At 64.4% G+C, this 15994-nt stretch carries 18 protein-coding genes and 1 pseudogene; 13 read left to right on the forward strand and 6 right to left on the reverse strand.

Going from position 1 to position 15994, the window contains the following annotated elements; genetic code table 11:
* Positions 1-105 precede the first annotated feature (105 nt).
* Positions 106-417 (forward strand): putative quinol monooxygenase, encoded by a 312-nt coding sequence (locus A4X16_RS05905; protein WP_033107114.1) that lies wholly within the window; start codon positions 106-108, stop codon positions 415-417.
* Between the two features lie 107 nt (positions 418-524).
* Positions 525-1781: an ISL3 family transposase gene (locus A4X16_RS05910; protein ID WP_067117833.1), complete on the forward strand. Its 1257-nt coding sequence runs from the start codon at positions 525-527 to the stop codon at positions 1779-1781.
* A 59-nt stretch (positions 1782-1840) separates the two neighbouring features.
* On the opposite strand, the gene A4X16_RS18465 is transcribed toward A4X16_RS05910, so the two are convergent.
* Positions 1841-2218, reverse strand: a complete 378-nt coding sequence (locus A4X16_RS18465) for a DUF7882 family protein (protein ID WP_442922902.1) — start codon at positions 2216-2218, stop codon at positions 1841-1843.
* Positions 2219-2389: 171 nt separating this feature from the next.
* Complete coding sequence (locus A4X16_RS05920) at positions 2390-5050, reverse strand: excinuclease ABC subunit UvrA (protein WP_067117836.1); 2661 nt, start codon at positions 5048-5050, stop codon at positions 2390-2392.
* Positions 5051-5265: 215 nt separating this feature from the next.
* Here A4X16_RS05920 and A4X16_RS05925 point away from each other — a divergent pair, with 215 nt between their 5' ends.
* From A4X16_RS05925 to A4X16_RS05940, 4 genes are all read left to right on the forward strand, one after another.
* Entirely contained in the window at positions 5266-5961 is a 696-nt protein-coding gene (locus tag A4X16_RS05925) for a hypothetical protein (protein WP_067117839.1), read from the forward strand.
* A complete protein-coding gene (locus A4X16_RS05930; RefSeq protein ID WP_061015471.1) occupies positions 5939-6352 on the forward strand; it encodes a phage holin family protein in 414 nt (137 codons plus the stop codon). The genes A4X16_RS05925 and A4X16_RS05930 overlap by 23 nt, the downstream gene beginning before the upstream one ends.
* On the forward strand, positions 6349-6912 hold the full coding sequence (locus A4X16_RS05935) for a DUF3618 domain-containing protein (protein ID WP_067117842.1): 564 nt from the start codon (positions 6349-6351) through the stop codon (positions 6910-6912). Before A4X16_RS05930 ends, A4X16_RS05935 begins: the two co-directional genes overlap by 4 nt.
* Before the next feature lie 62 nt (positions 6913-6974).
* Positions 6975-8069 carry a YihY/virulence factor BrkB family protein gene (locus A4X16_RS05940; protein ID WP_067117845.1) on the forward strand — a complete coding sequence of 365 codons (1095 nt, stop codon included), beginning with the start codon at positions 6975-6977 and terminating at the stop codon, positions 8067-8069.
* A gap of 33 nt (positions 8070-8102) precedes the next feature.
* On the opposite strand, the gene A4X16_RS05945 is transcribed toward A4X16_RS05940, so the two are convergent.
* The 3 genes from A4X16_RS05945 to A4X16_RS05955 form a co-directional block, all read right to left on the reverse strand.
* Complete coding sequence (locus tag A4X16_RS05945) at positions 8103-8819, reverse strand: TetR/AcrR family transcriptional regulator C-terminal domain-containing protein (protein ID WP_045264176.1); 717 nt, start codon at positions 8817-8819, stop codon at positions 8103-8105.
* 213 nt (positions 8820-9032) lie between these two features.
* Positions 9033-9236: a hypothetical protein gene (locus A4X16_RS05950; protein WP_046746435.1), complete on the reverse strand. Its 204-nt coding sequence runs from the start codon at positions 9234-9236 to the stop codon at positions 9033-9035.
* A 383-nt stretch (positions 9237-9619) separates the two neighbouring features.
* Complete coding sequence (locus A4X16_RS05955) at positions 9620-10165, reverse strand: pyridoxamine 5'-phosphate oxidase family protein (protein WP_113681856.1); 546 nt, start codon at positions 10163-10165, stop codon at positions 9620-9622.
* Between the two features lie 437 nt (positions 10166-10602).
* Here A4X16_RS05955 and A4X16_RS17430 point away from each other — a divergent pair, with 437 nt between their 5' ends.
* Positions 10603-10899 (forward strand): GyrI-like domain-containing protein, encoded by a 297-nt coding sequence (locus A4X16_RS17430; protein WP_258546564.1) that lies wholly within the window; start codon positions 10603-10605, stop codon positions 10897-10899.
* A 191-nt stretch (positions 10900-11090) separates the two neighbouring features.
* Here A4X16_RS17430 and A4X16_RS05960 read toward each other — a convergent pair whose 3' ends face one another.
* A complete protein-coding gene (locus A4X16_RS05960) occupies positions 11091-11645 on the reverse strand; it encodes a TetR family transcriptional regulator (RefSeq protein WP_067117851.1) in 555 nt (184 codons plus the stop codon).
* 83 nt (positions 11646-11728) lie between these two features.
* Between A4X16_RS05960 and A4X16_RS05965 the strand changes: the two genes are divergently transcribed.
* The 6 genes and pseudogenes from A4X16_RS05965 to A4X16_RS18470 all read left to right on the forward strand — a co-directional run.
* Complete coding sequence (locus A4X16_RS05965; RefSeq protein WP_067117854.1) at positions 11729-12487, forward strand: SDR family NAD(P)-dependent oxidoreductase; 759 nt, start codon at positions 11729-11731, stop codon at positions 12485-12487.
* Positions 12484-13128 carry an SDR family oxidoreductase gene (locus A4X16_RS05970; RefSeq protein ID WP_067117857.1) on the forward strand — a complete coding sequence of 215 codons (645 nt, stop codon included), beginning with the start codon at positions 12484-12486 and terminating at the stop codon, positions 13126-13128. Before A4X16_RS05965 ends, A4X16_RS05970 begins: the two co-directional genes overlap by 4 nt.
* A gap of 151 nt (positions 13129-13279) precedes the next feature.
* Positions 13280-13858, forward strand: coding sequence for a recombinase family protein (locus A4X16_RS05975; protein ID WP_067117860.1), 579 nt, complete (start codon positions 13280-13282; stop codon positions 13856-13858).
* A gap of 314 nt (positions 13859-14172) precedes the next feature.
* Positions 14173-14574 carry a hypothetical protein gene (locus A4X16_RS05980; protein WP_067117863.1) on the forward strand — a complete coding sequence of 134 codons (402 nt, stop codon included), beginning with the start codon at positions 14173-14175 and terminating at the stop codon, positions 14572-14574.
* 182 nt (positions 14575-14756) lie between these two features.
* Entirely contained in the window at positions 14757-15674 is a 918-nt protein-coding gene (locus tag A4X16_RS17745) for a hypothetical protein (RefSeq protein ID WP_113681855.1), read from the forward strand.
* A gap of 144 nt (positions 15675-15818) precedes the next feature.
* Positions 15819-15994: pseudogene (locus tag A4X16_RS18470) on the forward strand (IS256 family transposase); the annotation flags it as partial.

Here is a 15994-nt window from a genome sequence, read left to right on the forward strand (position 1 = left end):
CGTAAACAATAGCAATACTGCCGTATACGCCACTCCCCACCGGCCCTCGCTCGTCATACGCTGAACTCGTCCCACGAAGAACCCCGACGTCAAGGAGAGTCCCTCATGTCCACACCCGCATCACTTCCGTATGCCTTCGTCGCCAAGATCGTCGCGGCCGATGGACAGCACGACGCGGTCGCCGATCTGCTCGCCGGCGCTGTCGCACTCGCCAACGAAGAAGTAGGAACGATTGTCTGGTTCGCGGTCAGGACCCACGCCGACACCTTCTGGATCTTCGATGCATTCCCCGACGAAGCCGCTCGCGACGCCCACGCCAACGGCGCCATCGTCGCAGCCCTGATGGCCAACCAGCACCTCCTCGGCGCAGCACCCGAGATCCTGGCGGCCGACGTCCTCGCGTCCAAGCTCCCGTAGTCCGCCAACGCACGAGACGATCGCGCCCCGCCGAGTCGGTCCGCAGATAGACGTCGAGGTCTCCCGACGATGGAGGTTCCTACGCCATCCATCGGAAAGACCTCGACGTGCCCGACGCTACTCCGCCGCCCGGCTTCGGCCGCCCTGACCTGACCGCCTTCGCTCGACTCGACGGCCTCGGTCTGAGCGTGATCGGGCAACGACTTGAACCGGATCGTGCGGTCCTCGCGTGCCGCGTGGTGGAACCAGATCAGTGGTGCCGACGGTGCGGCAGCGAAGGCGCCGCTCGTGACACCGTGATCCGGCGGTTGGCCCACGAGCCGCTGGGCTGGCGACCGACCGTGCTGGAAGTTGTAGTGCGCCGCTACCGCTGTGCAGACTGCGGACACGTGTGGCGCCAAGACACCAGCGCCGCGGCGGAGCCACGCGCGAAGCTCTCGCGCACCGGGCTGCGGTGGGCGCTGGAAGGGATCGTGGTCGCACACCTCACCGTCGCCCGTGTCGCCGAGGGACTCGGGGTCGCGTGGGACACCGCCAACAACGCGGTCCTGGCCGAAGGCAAGCGGCTGCTGATCAACGACCCCACGCGGTTCGAGGGCGTGAAGGTGATTGGCGTCGATGAGCACGTCTGGCGCCACACCAGGCGTGGCGCCAAGTACGTCACCGTGATCATCGACCTCACCCCGGTCCGCGATGGCGCCGGCCCAGCAAGGCTGCTGGACATGGTCGAGGGCCGGTCGAAGGCGGCGTTCAAGACCTGGCTCGCCGACCACGACGACGCCTTCCGTGACGCGGTCGAGGTGATGGATCCCTTCCACGTCGTGCGCCTGGCCGGTGACGCCCTCGACAGGTGCCGGCGCCGGGTCCAACTCGCGATCCACGGGCACCGTGGGTTCAGGGACGATCCGCTCTACAAGTCGCGGCGCACGCTGCACACCGGCTCGGACCTGCTCACCGACAAGCAGAGCGACAGGCTACGCGCGCTGTTCGTTGATGACGCTCACGTCGAGGTCGAGGCGACCTGGGGTGTCTACCAGCGGATGATCGCCGCCTATCGCCACGAGGACCGGCAACGTGGCCGCGAGCTCATGGAGAAGCTGATCACCGACCTCAGCGCCCGCGTCCCCAAGGTGCTCACCGAGCTCGCCACCCTGGGCCGGACCCTGAAGAAGCGAGCCACCGACGTGCTCGCCTACTTCGAACGACCCGGCACCAGCAACGGGCCGACCGAGGCACTCAACGGACGGCTCGAACACCTGCGCGGCTCCGCACTCGGGTTCCGCAACCTGACCAACTACATCGCCCGAAGCCTGCTCGAGACCGGCGGCTTCAGACCCCAACTCCTACACCCCCGATTGGGATGAGCCCCTTTTCCCAGGTCGCGCAAGACTACCTTCGAGTAGGAGCCGCGCAGGGAGCCAGTTCAGGGGAGCTGGTCGAGGACGAGTTCCCCACGCGCGGCGACGTGCTCCATCATCCGCTCGATCCGTGCGGGGTCGCTAGGCCGCAGCACGGCATCGTCGAAAGCGAAGATGAGGGGGATGCTCGGATGCAGCCAGATCGTCAGACGGCTGGCCGGAACCTCATCGCGGGGGAGCCACGTCATCATGAAGCTCTCCTGGCGGCGCAGCTTCGTCCCGATCACGATCTTCAGATGCGTGAGAGTCTGGTCGTCGACCTGAATCGGGCGGCCGGGAGCTGTTGTATTCGAGTGTTCCCATGACGTGAACCTACTCGGTCCCCGCGCACATACGAACCACCTGAAGCTGCTCGAGCATCGCGCGGGGCGCCAATTACGCACCGACTGATGCGGAAGCGGTTCGACGCTTGCAAGCGCAATCCCGCGGCTGAATACCGGATGCCCCGCCTTGGATCAACCCCTCTTCCGGAGATCCGGGACCGCACTATCTTCGGCGTACCGGGGGTGTCCCCAGCATCGGTCCGATACTCACATCGCACCGCGGCCCGCTCGTCACGATGGGGTCACGTTAGCGGCCGCCTGCAGTGCGGCGGCGAGATAGCTCGCGGAAGCACCGACGCCCTTATCCGCGACCTGGACGGGCGTGCCAGCTGCAACTACCGTCCCGCCGGCGTCGCCCGCGCCGGGGCCAAGATCAATCACGTGATCGGCCACCGCGATAACGCGCATGTCCAGCTCCGCGGCGACGACCGTGTTGCCCGCATCGACCAGCGTCTGCAGATGCGTGACCAGACGATCCGTATCGGCGCAGTGGAGCCCGGACGTCGGCTCGTCCAAGACGTACAGCGTGTCTCCGCGCTGCGCACGCTGCAACTCGGTCGCGAGCTTGACACGCTGCGCTTCACCCCCGGAGAGTTCGGTTGCCGGTTGACCCAGCCGGAGGTAATCGAGTCCGACATCCGACAAAGCTGCCAGCGATCGCGTGATCTCCTCATCGCCCGCGAAGAACAGGTTCGCCTCCTCGACGCTCATGGACAACACGTCAGCGACCGTGTGCCCCCTCCACGTGATCTCGAGCGTTGATGCCTTGTATCGGGTGCCGTGGCAGTCGGGGCATTCGGTGTACACGGAAGGCAGGAAGAGGAGCTCGACCATCACCGATCCCTCGCCCTCGCAGGTCGGGCAGCGCCCGCCGGCGACATTGAAGGAGAATCGGCCAGGCTTGTACCCGCGGGAACGAGCTTCCGGGGTGTCTGCAAATCGACGACGTACGTGATCGAACAGCCCGGTATAGGTGGCGACGTTGGACCGCGGGGTCCGGCCGATGGGCCGCTGGTCGATGACGACCAGCCGCTGTACACCGGTGACGGGCCCGGCGACGCGCCCATCGAGACGTTCCGGCGCATCCGAGAGGAGTGACTCGTCGCTGACCGGCTCGTCATCGGCCCGGACAGCCCGGCCAAGGCGATCGCCAAGCAGCAATGGAAGCGCCTGGCTGACCAGACTTGACTTGCCGGCCCCGGACACGCCCGTAACGGCGGTGAAGACACCCAAGGGGATATCGACCGTGAGGTCGTGCAGGTTGTTCCGCGTCACGTTCTCCAGGCGCAGCCAACTGCGTGCCTCACGGGGTGTGCGAAGAGGGAGACCGCGGCCACCGAAGAGGTATCCGCGTGTCACGGACTCCTCAATATCGGCGAGCCCGTCGGGTGGGCCGCTGTAGAGCACGCGGCCGCCGTGTTCACCGGCGCCGGGGCCGATGTCGACCAGCCAGTCCGCGTGCCGCATCACAGCCACGGAGTGTTCGACGATGAACAGGCTGTTCCCTCGCCCCTTGAGTCCGTCCAGGATCTCGAGGAGCGCCGCCACGTCCTGCGGATGCAGTCCCGCCGATGGTTCGTCGAGGACGTAGACGACCCCGAAAAGATCAGAGCTGAGTTGCGTCGCGAGCCGGAGTCTCTGTAGCTCGCCGCCCGACAGCGTTGGCGTCGTCCGGCTCAATGACAGGTAACCCAGTCCCAGATCGACCAGTGGACGAAGCCGCTGCAACACCCCTGAGGCGAGCTGGACCGCAGCAGCACGCTTCTCTGGCGCTCCGCTTGCGGTGGGTCGCACATCGGGCACGGGGGCAAGCGGAGCCTTGCCCGCAGCGACCTGCCCTTCCTCCGCGGCATGCAGAGAGGCAGCATCGGAAGAGGCGGCCTCGTGGTCCTCCAACCGTGCGACGACTCCGGACAGGATCGTGGCAAGTTCCCGGAGCGGCAGTTGGGAGAATTCGGCGATGTCGAATCCTTCGAACGTGACAGACAGCGCCTCGGGCTTCAACCGCTTGCCATCGCAGACCGGGCAGATCGCAGCGGTGAGGAACTGCGCGACGCGCCGTTTCATCGAGGCGCTCTTGGTGTTCGCGAACGTGTCCAGAATGTACCGGCGAGCTCCGACGAATGTGCCCGAGTAGCTCGGCTCCACGCCTGCTTCGATCGCAGCTTTGGACTCAGAGAGGGTGAGCCGGGAGTGGACCGGAACGAAGGGGGTTTCATCGGTGTACAGGATCCAGTCCCTGTCTTTTTTCGGCAGGTCCCGCCACGGCACATCGACGTCGTAGCCGAGAGCAACCAGCACGTCACGCAGCTGGTGGCCGTGCCACGCGGTCGGCCAGGAGGCGATGGCGCGTTCGCGGATGGTGAGCGAGGGGTCCGGGACCATCTGCTGCTCGTTCACCGCGTATACGCGGCCGATGCCGTGGCATTCTGAGCAGGCTCCTTGGACCGTGTTCGCGGAGAAGTCCTCCGCATATAACATCGGCTGCCCATCCGGGTAGTCCCCGGTTCTCGAGTACAGCATCCGCACCAAGCTCGACAACGTGGTGATGCTGCCCACGGTCGATCGGGCATTCCCTCCACCGCGCTGCTGCTGCAGGGCGACCGCAGGCGGCATCCCCGTGATCGAGTCGACATCGGGCACTCCCGCCTGATCGATCAGGCGGCGGGCGTATGGTGCGACCGATTCCAAATAGCGTCGCTGTGACTCGGCGTACAGCGTCCCGAACGCCAGCGAGGACTTTCCCGAGCCGGACACACCGGTGAAGACGACCGTTGCATCGCGCGGCACCGTGAGGTCGACATCCTGCAGATTGTGTTCTCGGGCGCCGAGAACGCGAACGTCGGGCTGCACGGAGAGCTTCGGCGTCACGAACGCAGCGGATTCAACCATGGTCGAATGTTAGCAACGTACGGAAAGGTCGGACGGCCTGCGGCCTGCGGCCTGCGGAAAGGGTTACACACCAATAACGGCGCGGTGTGCGGCAGTGGTGTGCTCGGCCTGAATACACCGTAAGTCTGTTCGGAGCAAGGGCCCTGACCGAGGCGGGGGAGACGGTCTAGAACGGGTTCCACCGACTGTTCGGTCGGTCCGCGAGAGGAGCACTAATGTCGGACAACTATGAGACGACCAGCCCGAGCGGCTCGGGCGTGAACGCCCCCGGTTCTTCGGGCAAGGTGGATGCTGTCAAGCAGGAAGCCACCGATCTGAAGGACACGGCGGCAACTCAGGCGAAGGATGTTCTTGGCACCACCAAGGATGAGGCTGCGACCGTCGTGGGGGAGGCGAAGACGCAGGCGAAGGATCTGTATGCGCAGACGCAGCGGGAGCTGTCGGAGCAGGCGAACACCCAGCAGCAGCGTCTTGCCGGTGGTCTTCGCTCTGTCAGCGACGAGCTCGGCTCCATGGCCACTAACTCGGAAGGCAGTGGCGTCGCCAGCGATCTGGTCCAGCAGGTGTCGGGGCGTTTGTCTGCTGCCGCAACCTGGCTCGGCGACCGGGACCCTGGTTCTGTGCTCACGGAGGTCAAGCGCTACGCACGTCGCAAGCCCGGCACGTTCATCCTCGCCGCCGCGATCGGCGGCATCGTTGTGGGGCGCCTCACCCGCGCCCTCGCCGCGAATGCTTCCGACGATAAAGACGCCGCTCCCGTGCCGGCACCTCCGCAGGTGCACCCTGACCCGTCCGTGCCCGTCCCCGTGGTGAACGACACGGGCGCTGGCACGCCCGTGTACTCGCAGGCGGCCGCCAGCCGTCCGGACATTCTGGGGGAGGACGGCTATGACCGACCCGACACCGTCTGAAGCGAAAGCCGCATCCACCTCGATCGGAGATCTCCTCGGGGAAGTGTCCCGTGACATTTCGACGCTGATGCGCCAGGAGGTCGCCCTCGCCAAAGCAGAGTTGAAGGACTCGGCCACGAAGTCCGCCAAGGGTGCGGGCCTGATGGGTGCCGCCGGCTACGGCGCACTGATGGCGGTGTTCTTCCTGTCCGTCGCGCTGTGGTGGGCTCTGGGAACGCTGATGGGTGGCGGCTGGTCCGGCGTTGTCGTCGCGGTCCTGTGGGCACTCATTGCCCTGATCCTGTTCCTGGTCGGGCGCAGCCAGATCAAGCAAGTGAAGGGCGTCCCGCAGACCGTGGACACCCTGAAAGAGATCCCCGAAACGCTGAAGAGAAATGAGGAAAACCGATGAGCGATTCACCCGACGAGATCCGCGCCGACATTGAGCGGACCCGCCAAGACCTCGGCATGGACGTGGACGCCCTGGCCGATAAGGTCTCCCCGTCGAAGATCGTGGACCGACAGGTCGACAAGGTTCGCGGTGCGTTCACGTCCGTCCGTGAGCGTGTGATGGGCGCCGCGGATGACGCCGGCTCGTCGCTGTCGGATGCGGGCTCTCACGCCGGAGATCTGAAGGACCGCGCGGTCGCCAAAGCGGAAGGGAACCCGCTGGCGGTCGGACTGATCGCGTTCGGTGCCGGCCTGCTCGCGGCGTCTCTGATCCCCGCGTCATCGAAGGAGAAGGACCTCGCTGCAACCGTGAAGGAGCAGGCGCAGCCGCTGGTTGACGAGGTCACCGATGCTGCGAAAGAAGTCGGCGATCATCTGAAGGAGCCTCTGCAGGCGTCGGTCGAATCCGTGAAGTCGTCGGCGCAGGACTCCGTCGCCACCGTTAAGGACGAAGTCCAGGGCGCGGCCAGCGACGTGAGAGACCAGGCTCAGCACGCTCGCGAGACCATCTCCGACAGCTGAACCCGCACGAATCGGGCGGGCCCGTCAGACGACGGGCCCGCCCCGTCACGAAGGAACCTGCGATGACCAGCACAGCCCCCGCCACCCCGCGCAACGCCCCAGACCCCGAAGCATCAGGCAAGCCCGATTCCCCAGACGATCTGCACAAGAGGTCCTGGAAATACGTACTGCGGAAGACGATTCGCGAGTTTTCTTCGGACCAGTGCACCGACATCGCCGCCTCCCTGACGTATTACGCGGTGCTGTCGCTGTTCCCCGGCCTGATTGCAATCTTCTCGCTACTGGGTGTCGTCGGGCAGGGGAAAGCCGCCAGCGATGCGGTGCTGGGAATCATCGAGCAGGTTGCTCCCGGCGACACGGTCGACACGATCCGCGGGCCGATCGAGCAGATCGCCGAGTCTCCGGGTGCCGGTTTCGCTCTCATCACCGGCATCCTGCTGGCGATCTGGTCAGCATCCGGGTACGTGGGAGCGTTCAGCCGTGCGATGAACCGGATCTACGAGATCGAGGAGGGGCGGCCGTTCTGGAAGCTGAAGCCCGCCCAGCTGCTGGTCACCGTGATCACGATCGTGCTGCTCGTGATCGCCGCGATCATTCTTGTCGTCTCCGGCTCGGTCACCAAGGCGATCGGCGACGCACTCGGCATCGGCGACGTACCCCAGACGGTCTGGTCCATCGCCAAGTGGCCGTTGCTCATATTCATCGTGGTGTTGGTCGTCGCCATCCTCTACTACGCCACCCCGAACGCGAAGCAGCCGAAATTCCGGTGGATCAGCATGGGCGCCCTGCTAGCGATCATTGTGCTCGCACTCGCTACCGCAGCCTTCGGGTTCTACGTCGGAAACTTCTCGAACTACGACCGCACCTATGGATCCCTTGCGGGGATCATCATCTTCTTGCTCTGGCTGTGGATCGCGAACCTCGCGCTGCTGTTCGGCGCGGAGTTCGATGCTGAGCTCGAGCGAGGTCGCCAGCTGCAGGCGGGCATCGCCGCCGAGGAGGACATCCAGCTACCTCCGCGCGACACCCGCAAGAGCGACAAGGCCGCCGAGAAGGAGCGGCAGGACATCGAGAAGGGCCGAGAGATCCGACAGAATGCCGACCCCGACGACACAGCCAAGGACGCGACCACCCCCGGTCCTGCCAGAGAACACTGACGGACGGCCTCGCTCGGGGCGCTCACGCGGCAGCTACTGGGACAGCTCCCCGGCGAAACGGTCGAGGAGTACTTCCAGCGATACTTCGAATTCTTCGTCAGAATGGTCCTCGCTCAGAAGAGCCCGTAGCCGACGGACCTCCGGAGCGTCATCCAAGCCGATGCTCCCGTCACGCTCGGGTATATCCGCGTTTCCTTCGTCGAGCGGTTCTTCCACCGGGCCGGTCTCAGCTCCCCGAACCGCGGATTCCAGCAAGAGTTGACCGAGCAGGAAGCTGCTGAAGGACCGATACGCATCGACCGCTTGCGCGTCCGTAAACCCGTGCCCCAGCAGGGTGCTGAGGAACGTGTTCACGACCTCGACGCTGCGTAGCGGGGGTCGTAGCCAGGGCGCCGCGGGATGCCGGGTCGCCACTAACGGAAATGCCTGAGGATGATCGATCGCGATCTGACGTACCTTATGGGCGACATCCTGCAGGAAGCCCTGCCAGTGCTCCGCCAACTCGTCGTCCAGGTTCGATGTCAATTGTCCGAGGAGCAGAGCGATCACACCCTCGAGCAGATCCTCACGCCCGTGCACGTACCGGTAAAGAGACATCGCTTCCACACCCAGTTCCTGAGCAAGGGAGCGCATAGAGAGGCCCTGTGCCCCGGCGCGATCGATCTGGCCTAGGGCGGTCTCGATGATGAGTTCGCGACTTAGGCGCCCGGCCGCTGACCCTCGGGGCTCCCGGCTAGATCCTCTCGACATGACGCGTCATCCCTCCCAACGGTCAGGAACGCACCGTCCCTGCGGGTGCAGATCGGACCGACCGATATATGCCACGGTAACCCTGCTTACAACGTAAGCAGGGTTACCTGCCCTCGGTGCGGTCCTGTACCCGCCGAGCGATCCCGATCATGAGACGCGCAGAGCTCGCTTCGCGGATCGAAGAGTGTTTGGCCGGACGCGAGAGCCTGCAGGTCAGTTTTCTCCGTTGGCGGCTTCGTCTTCTTCTGGGTTGAAGTGCGAAGGCGAGTCGGACAGGCCTGCGGCTACCCCGTCGGGGTTCGCGGGGATGGTGTTGTCCTCGCCCAGACCCCCGGGCTTGACCGTTCCCTCGGAATCGTTGGTCGGAGCATCGGTATCGGAGTTCTCGAAGCGTGACGCATTGCTGTCGTTGGTCATGGCCCTCTGCTTTCTCTTTTTCCTGTTCGGGAGACGGCTAGAGTACCTCCTGCGAACACCCCGGTCGCACACAGCGGGGAGTGACTTCTGCCCGGGCGTTCGGCGGCGATCAGACCCGCGGGAGCAGGTCATCGCCGTGGTGCCGATCGCGGAGCGATCGACAGCTCTCGCGTCAGGGACGATGTCCACAGAGCATGTGTCGAGCTCGCGCGCCGAATCTGCGAGTTCTCTTTGGAGGTCCCCCGTTCCGCCGTCACAGCCCTCCTCGGGTGCCCGGAAGTGAGGTCTATACCAGCCTCGCCCTCTTCGATGAGGAGTGGATTATCGGGTCTCGGGTCCGGGGTGGAGTGGAGGGGGAGCAGTGGGAAGTGCCCCGCCTTTCGTCACGATGGCATCGGCGGTTCGAAATGCGGGATAGGCGCAGGGCGCTCACCGCGCTTCTCTCGGTGCTGCGCTCGCGCCTTGTCGGTGATCGGTACGGCGTAGGCGGGGGACATGATGGGCGCGAACTTCGGAAACCGGCGGCCTGTGACGATGCTCGGGGTGATCTTCAGCACGAACACCTTCGGCGTAGCGGTCCATGACTGGAAATGCTGCGCGCCGACGCGGTGAAGCTCAGATTCGCTGGTCACCTGCTCGGCAATGCCACGAACCACGACGCTCCAGAAGTCGGCGTCGTCCGCTCCGTCAACCTCGACTGCGACACGACACTGCGAGGTGACAGCCAGGAACTTCGAGTCCACCGCTGACCGGATATACACGCTCTCGTCGACAGCGAAGTGATTCACCGGTCGAATGTCGGGGAATCCATCCACACCGACAAAGCCGATTCGGCAGAGCTGCGAGGTTCGCAGCAGCTCCCAGCACTCGGCCTCGTCGAGCTCCTCTGGTTGAGAGCCGTGTTCACGGCTTTCAGTTTTTGCAGTCATCACGAACCTTCCTGAGGGGGAGCGGCGCCGAGTCGGCGATGCTCTTATCGTGACGGTCCCACCGGCTAAGGTCCACTCAGGATTGCAAGGGGGTCACTGTAGTCCCGTGCTCCGACTGAGGATAAGACTTCGCCTGCAGAAGATTGGAGACAGGAAATGTCTAACGGGGACGTGCAGACCTACGAGCGAGAGGGCGCCTGGCATAACAGGCTCGTAGGGTTTGCCGAGGTCGAGGGCAGTCATCCAATGAAGGCGGACGCGGTCGCGGAAGGTCGCGCTCTTGCTCGAGCGTTGCAGGTCGGCCATCACATCGGCAGTCAAGAGGATGGACCGGCGAACTGAGATCGTGCAGATCTCGCACAGGCAGGAATCAGGTATCGCTGCGTAGCGCCGCGTGGCGGGTCATCGGCGGTGAGTGTGGGTCTCTGACGACGCCCATCGCCCAGTACGAGACGACTGAAGAAGGTCTGCAGGTCATCGCCGGCTACGCCTACAACGGGCCCGTCCGCGATGGCTTCGAAGTTGTCGACCTGCCCGCTGCTGATGCGGCCGTGTGTGGCATCCATCTCGGTTCCATGGATCACATCGCCGAAAGCTGGCAAGCGATCCACGCTGAGATATTTGCTAGAGGGCTTGTTCACGCAGGGCCGTGTCGGGAACTCTATGTCCGGGCGATCTCGGAAAACCAATCCGATTGGGTGACGGAGTTGCAGCAGCCTGTTCGTCGCAGCTGAAGACCGTCTATGTCGAACCTGCATTCCCTCTGGCTGCTCTCATCAGGGCGGGTCATGTTCGCTCGCCGAAAACGATCGTTTGCGGCGGGGCGACTCACACCGCCCTAAATCGGTGTCCAGAAATGTTCGCCGTAAGTGCGTTTCGGCAGGCGTTTTCGGCGAGAGGCGCTGAACCTCGGCTGTTTAGGACATCATGCGCAGTGCAGGATCCCGTACACCGCCGCGACGACGGCGCGACGGTGGGCGGCTATCCGGCGAGGGTCGTCGCTGATGCCGTCCAAGCTCGTGAGGCCGGTCGGCGACAGTTGCCAGGCTTGGGCGACCGCGTAGATGAAGATGAGCACGTCGACTGGAGTCAAAGGTTCGGGGGTAACGGCCCGGACAGCGTCCGCCTTCTCAGCGTAGACGTCCCCAGGCTCCGCCAGCGAGGACGGCCGCTCAAGCCTCGCCCACATGCTCAAGCGAAGGATATCGGGGTGGCGTTGATGATGGTCGAAGACCTCTCCTGCCCATCCAGGCAGGTCATCCGCGTTCGGCGGGACGTCGTGCGCGAGCTTACGAAGCGCAGTCTCGAGTGCGGCGTCGAACAGGCCGCTTTTGCCGCCGAAGTATGCATAGATCATCCGCACGTTGCTCTCCGCGTTCTGGGCGATGCGGTCCACCCGCGATCCCGCGAGGCCGTGTTCTGCGAACTCGCCTACCGCTGCCGCCAGAATTCGCGCGCGTGTCGCCTCGGCATCCCTCATCTGCGTTCCTCTCGACTTGACGGCTCGGTACAACACCTCTAGCTTATAAGTAAGTAGGTATTTACTTAACTAGAGGAGAACCTATGGCCGAGCCAGGTATCGCGATCGTCACAGGCGCCGGGCGGGGTTTGGGGCACGCGACCGCCCTCGCTCTTGCAGAGCGCGGATATCGCGTTGTCGCCGCGGCTCGGTCGGCAGAGGCGGCCGAGAAGGTTGTCCGCCGCATCGAGGATGCCGGGGGAGAGGCGCTGGCTCTGCAGCTGGACGTCGGCGATCCGCGGTCGATCAACGACGCGTGCGAGCGGGTACTTCCCCTGATCGCCGCGCAGTGGCCCGGCTCCGCAATCGACGTCTTGGTCAACAACGCCGGCGTGGGACAGTTCGCGCCATTGGCCGAGGTGACTGTCGCTGATTTTGATCTCACCTTCGCGGTGAATGTCCGAGGTCCGCTCTTGGTGATCCAGTCGTTCGCCCCCCACCTCTCAGACGGTGCCCGCATCGTCAACCTATCGAGTTCCCTAAGCAGACACGTCAGCCCGGCCACCGCCGTCTACGCGGCCTCGAAAGCGGCGATCGAAGCGCTCTCGCGAAGCCTTGCCCTCGAGCTCGGTCGCCGGCGGATCCGGATCAACACCATCGCGCCGGGGCCCACGGCTACGGACTTCAACGGTGGTGCGATGCGCGACAACGCCGAGCTCAGGCACGGACTGGGTCAGCAGACGGCACTTGGACGAGTCGGTGAGCCGTCCGAGATCGCCGATGCCGTGGTGGCTCTGGTCTCGCCGGGCATGCGTTGGGTCACGGGCGAGCGCATCGAAGTGTCCGGCGGAGTCCTCCTGTGAGCACCGTCGCAGTCTTCGGTGCCTCCGGGCAGACCGGGCGACGCATCGTCGAACGCCTCGCCCAGCATGGCAAGAACGTGCTCGCCATCGGCCGTCGCGCAAGCACCGAGAACGCGTATCCCGGTGTGCGTTCCGCTGTTGCAGACCTCACTCGATCGACCGTGAGCGAGCTGGAACATACGCTCGAGGGCGTGGATACGGTGGTGTTCGCCGCGGCTGGTGACCCCATTCGTGTCGATCGCGACGGCGCACTGCGCGTAATAGAGGCTGCGGAAAGCGCGGCTGTGAACCGATTCGTGCTTATCACCGGGATGGGCGTCGGGCGGACCCGCCCGCCCGAATTGTACGGCGGTTTCTGGGACACGTACTTCGGCGCCAAGGAGGCCTCGGAACGAGCTTTGCGTGCGAGCGACCTTCGCTGGACGATTCTGCAGCCAGGAGAGCTCCTCAACTCCCCGGGGACGAATCGAGTGCAACTCGCCCCCACCGGGACACTCCCCATCGGACGGATCACGCGCGACGACGTCGCGGGGGTGGTCGCCGCTGTTCTCGAACGAGACCACGCGGCGGGGAACACATGGGAGCTCGTCGAAGGCCGTTCGACCGCCGCCGGTGCCGTAGACGAGGCGCTACGCGGTTAGATTCCACTGGCTTGACCCTCCACCGAAAACGATCGTTTACGGCGCGGTCGCCGACGTCGACGACGAGGTGCACGACACGCCGACAAGTGATCCGCCGAAACCCCCTGCCGAAACCTAACCGCGCCGAAACATCGGCAGTACCGTTTTCGGCATGGCACACGAAGTCGGATACGCCCGCGTCTCGAAGCGAGAGCAGCACCCCGAGGCGCAGAAGGCGGAGCTGCTCGCCGCCGGCTGCGAACGCGTGTTCGTCGACCACGGCGAATCCAGCCGCGTCACTGACCGTCCGCAGTGGCTCGCATGCCTCGACTACCTCCGACCGGGGGACACCCTCAAGGTCCGCCGCCTCGACCGGCTAGCCGGCAGTGAGCGCATCCTGATCGAAACGCTGCAGGACCTCGAATCACGCCAGGTCAATATCGTCAGCCTCACCGAACCCATGATCGACACGACAACACCGATGGGCCGAGCGCTCTACGGCATCGTCGCCGTGTTCGCGCAGCTCCGCGTCGACACCATCCGCGACAACACGCAGCGCGGCCTCGACTACGCACGCAGCCAGGGCCGCGTCGGCGGCCGCCCGAGCGTGATGACGCCCGAGCGGATCGCGACCGCCGAACGGATGCGAGCCGAGCACCAGAGCTGGGAGAGCATCGGACGCGTACTGGGGGTTGGGGCCTCCAGCGTGCGGCGGGCGTTCTCTAATGCGGCGCCCGACCCGCGGATGTAGAACGCGTTGGCTCACAACGTGACCAGCGTCGCTAACGCGGCGCGAGCTTCCCGGCTTACAACGCTCTAGCCCGAAATTTTGAGTCGGTGAAACGGTTTGGGCGCGGCCCTCGTCGCATCGGTGATCCATGCACGCACTCGAACAGCATGTCGGAGCGGGCTACTACTGTGTCCAGCGAGGTGCTCGCTTGGGTCAAGTGCGCGACTGAAAATCTGCGATTCAGTGGCACCAGGACTATTTTCAAGAACTTCAAAAACATCAGGGTACGAAACCTGGTGTAGGATGGAGGTACAGGGAATGAAAGGAGTACGCAGATGCCGTTTGAAGTGTTCGACAAGCGCATGGCGCCGCTCGCCAAGGCGCCGAGTGTCACCATTCAGAAGCGTGGAATCTTCTCTATCAACAAGGCTGCGCACAAGCTCATCGGTGAACCTGACACTGTGGAGCTGCTCTTCGACAAGGAGCGTGACGTCATTGCGTTGCGCCCGTCAACTGAGTCACACGCGTACACGATCCGTCCGCAGTCCGCACGAGACACCGGCCAGGTCATCGTGTCTGCGACGGCGTTCACTCAGTACTACGACATTGACACGCTGGTCAGCCGACGCTACAAGCCGTTCGAGGAGGACGGGATGCTCCTCATCGACCTCAGGGGGCCAAGCGTCGAGATCAAGGGAAATCGGACCAAACAGGAGGACGATCCCGTCGACAGCTAGAGAGAAGTCTGGCCTGAGATTGCGTTGCAAACTCAGGCCAGTTCCGGCCCTAAGGGCGCGGTGGTGACTTGTTCAGGGTCCACTACAGCGTATCGAAGTTTCGGTGGCACCCGCCACCGTCTCTCCCTTCGGGTCTCATTTCGGGAGACCACTCGGTTTCCTTTTACCGATGGGAGAGGCGTATGCCTTCTATCACGCAGTACTACGGGATCAATGGTTCCGTACCGTTCCACAACGTTGACGTCTTGTGCGACAACCGTCTGTACGTTGATCCTCATGCGGTCCGGCTGCGCCGTTCACCGCAGCCGTTCGCGGACGACGCCATCGAGTGTGCCGACTCGTTCCTCAGCGAGGTAACCAGGTCAGTCATCGTCGGCACCCCCGCCGCACATCAGCGTGGTGAGCGCCTCTTGCAGCGGTTCTTCGAGCCATGGGAGACAAGGATGGGCATGGCCGAAGAAGGCTTCTCTGGCCATGGCGGCGCATCTGTGGTGGGTTCTTGGATCTGGGAAACGCTGAACAACGATGTGGAAGCTCTCGTCCGCGTCGGAGTTCTGCGCCAGATCGAGGACCTGCCCCTTTTCGTCAACGGTGTCGATCGCGACATCACCTCCGACGTCACCACTCGGATCATGTTCGGGCCCCTCGCTCGCTTCACCGAGTCCATGGTCGCGGCCTACCCAGAGTTCTCCACCGGCGCGCACGAGGTCGGCGCCTTCAAGCGACAGGTGTGGAACCCGACGGCGCTGGAATGGGATGAGGAGATCTTCACCCTCCCCGTCGCCGACGGGAAGCCTCTGCTCCTCGTGCCGGATGGATGGGCTCGTCACACGTTGCTCATGTCGGCAGGACGGTACTACGAGACGAGCGTCCTGAGCTTCGCGCAGCTCGAGCAGGCGGTCAGCACCTCCGACGGCAAGCTGATTCTGACTCCGAAGGAACGGCTGAAGAATCAGGCAGGACTTCGCCGCGGTCGCAAGACCAACTTCCTTCTGACGATGCGAGCTTTCGAAAACGAGGAAGACCTGCTCGCCTACTTCAAGAGGTTCGTGGACGGGCGATACGACACCGGCGACTCGGTGGGAAAGAACGCAGCCTAACCACCACGTAACGGGCGGGGGCCCTGGAGTCCCGCGGGGTGGTGGTCTTTCGGGCCCGCGGCGTCGTGACCGCGACGGGGTGAGCCATCGTGCGATGGTCAGTGAGAACGACCAAGAACTCACACAGAAAGACGACACCGCACGATGGCTCTTGACCAGTCTGCCCTCCTCGAGCTGCTCGGGGAACTGAAGCTCACCGGCACCACCGACCGCATCCGAGCCGCGACCGAGCGGCTCTACCAGGAGCTGATCGACGCGGAGACAGCCGCATTCATCGGCGCCGCCCCCTACGAGCGCACGAGCGAGCGCACGACTACCCG

Source organism: Microbacterium sp. H83 (assembly GCF_001650405.1).
Classification (GTDB): Bacteria; Actinomycetota; Actinomycetes; order Actinomycetales; family Microbacteriaceae; genus Microbacterium.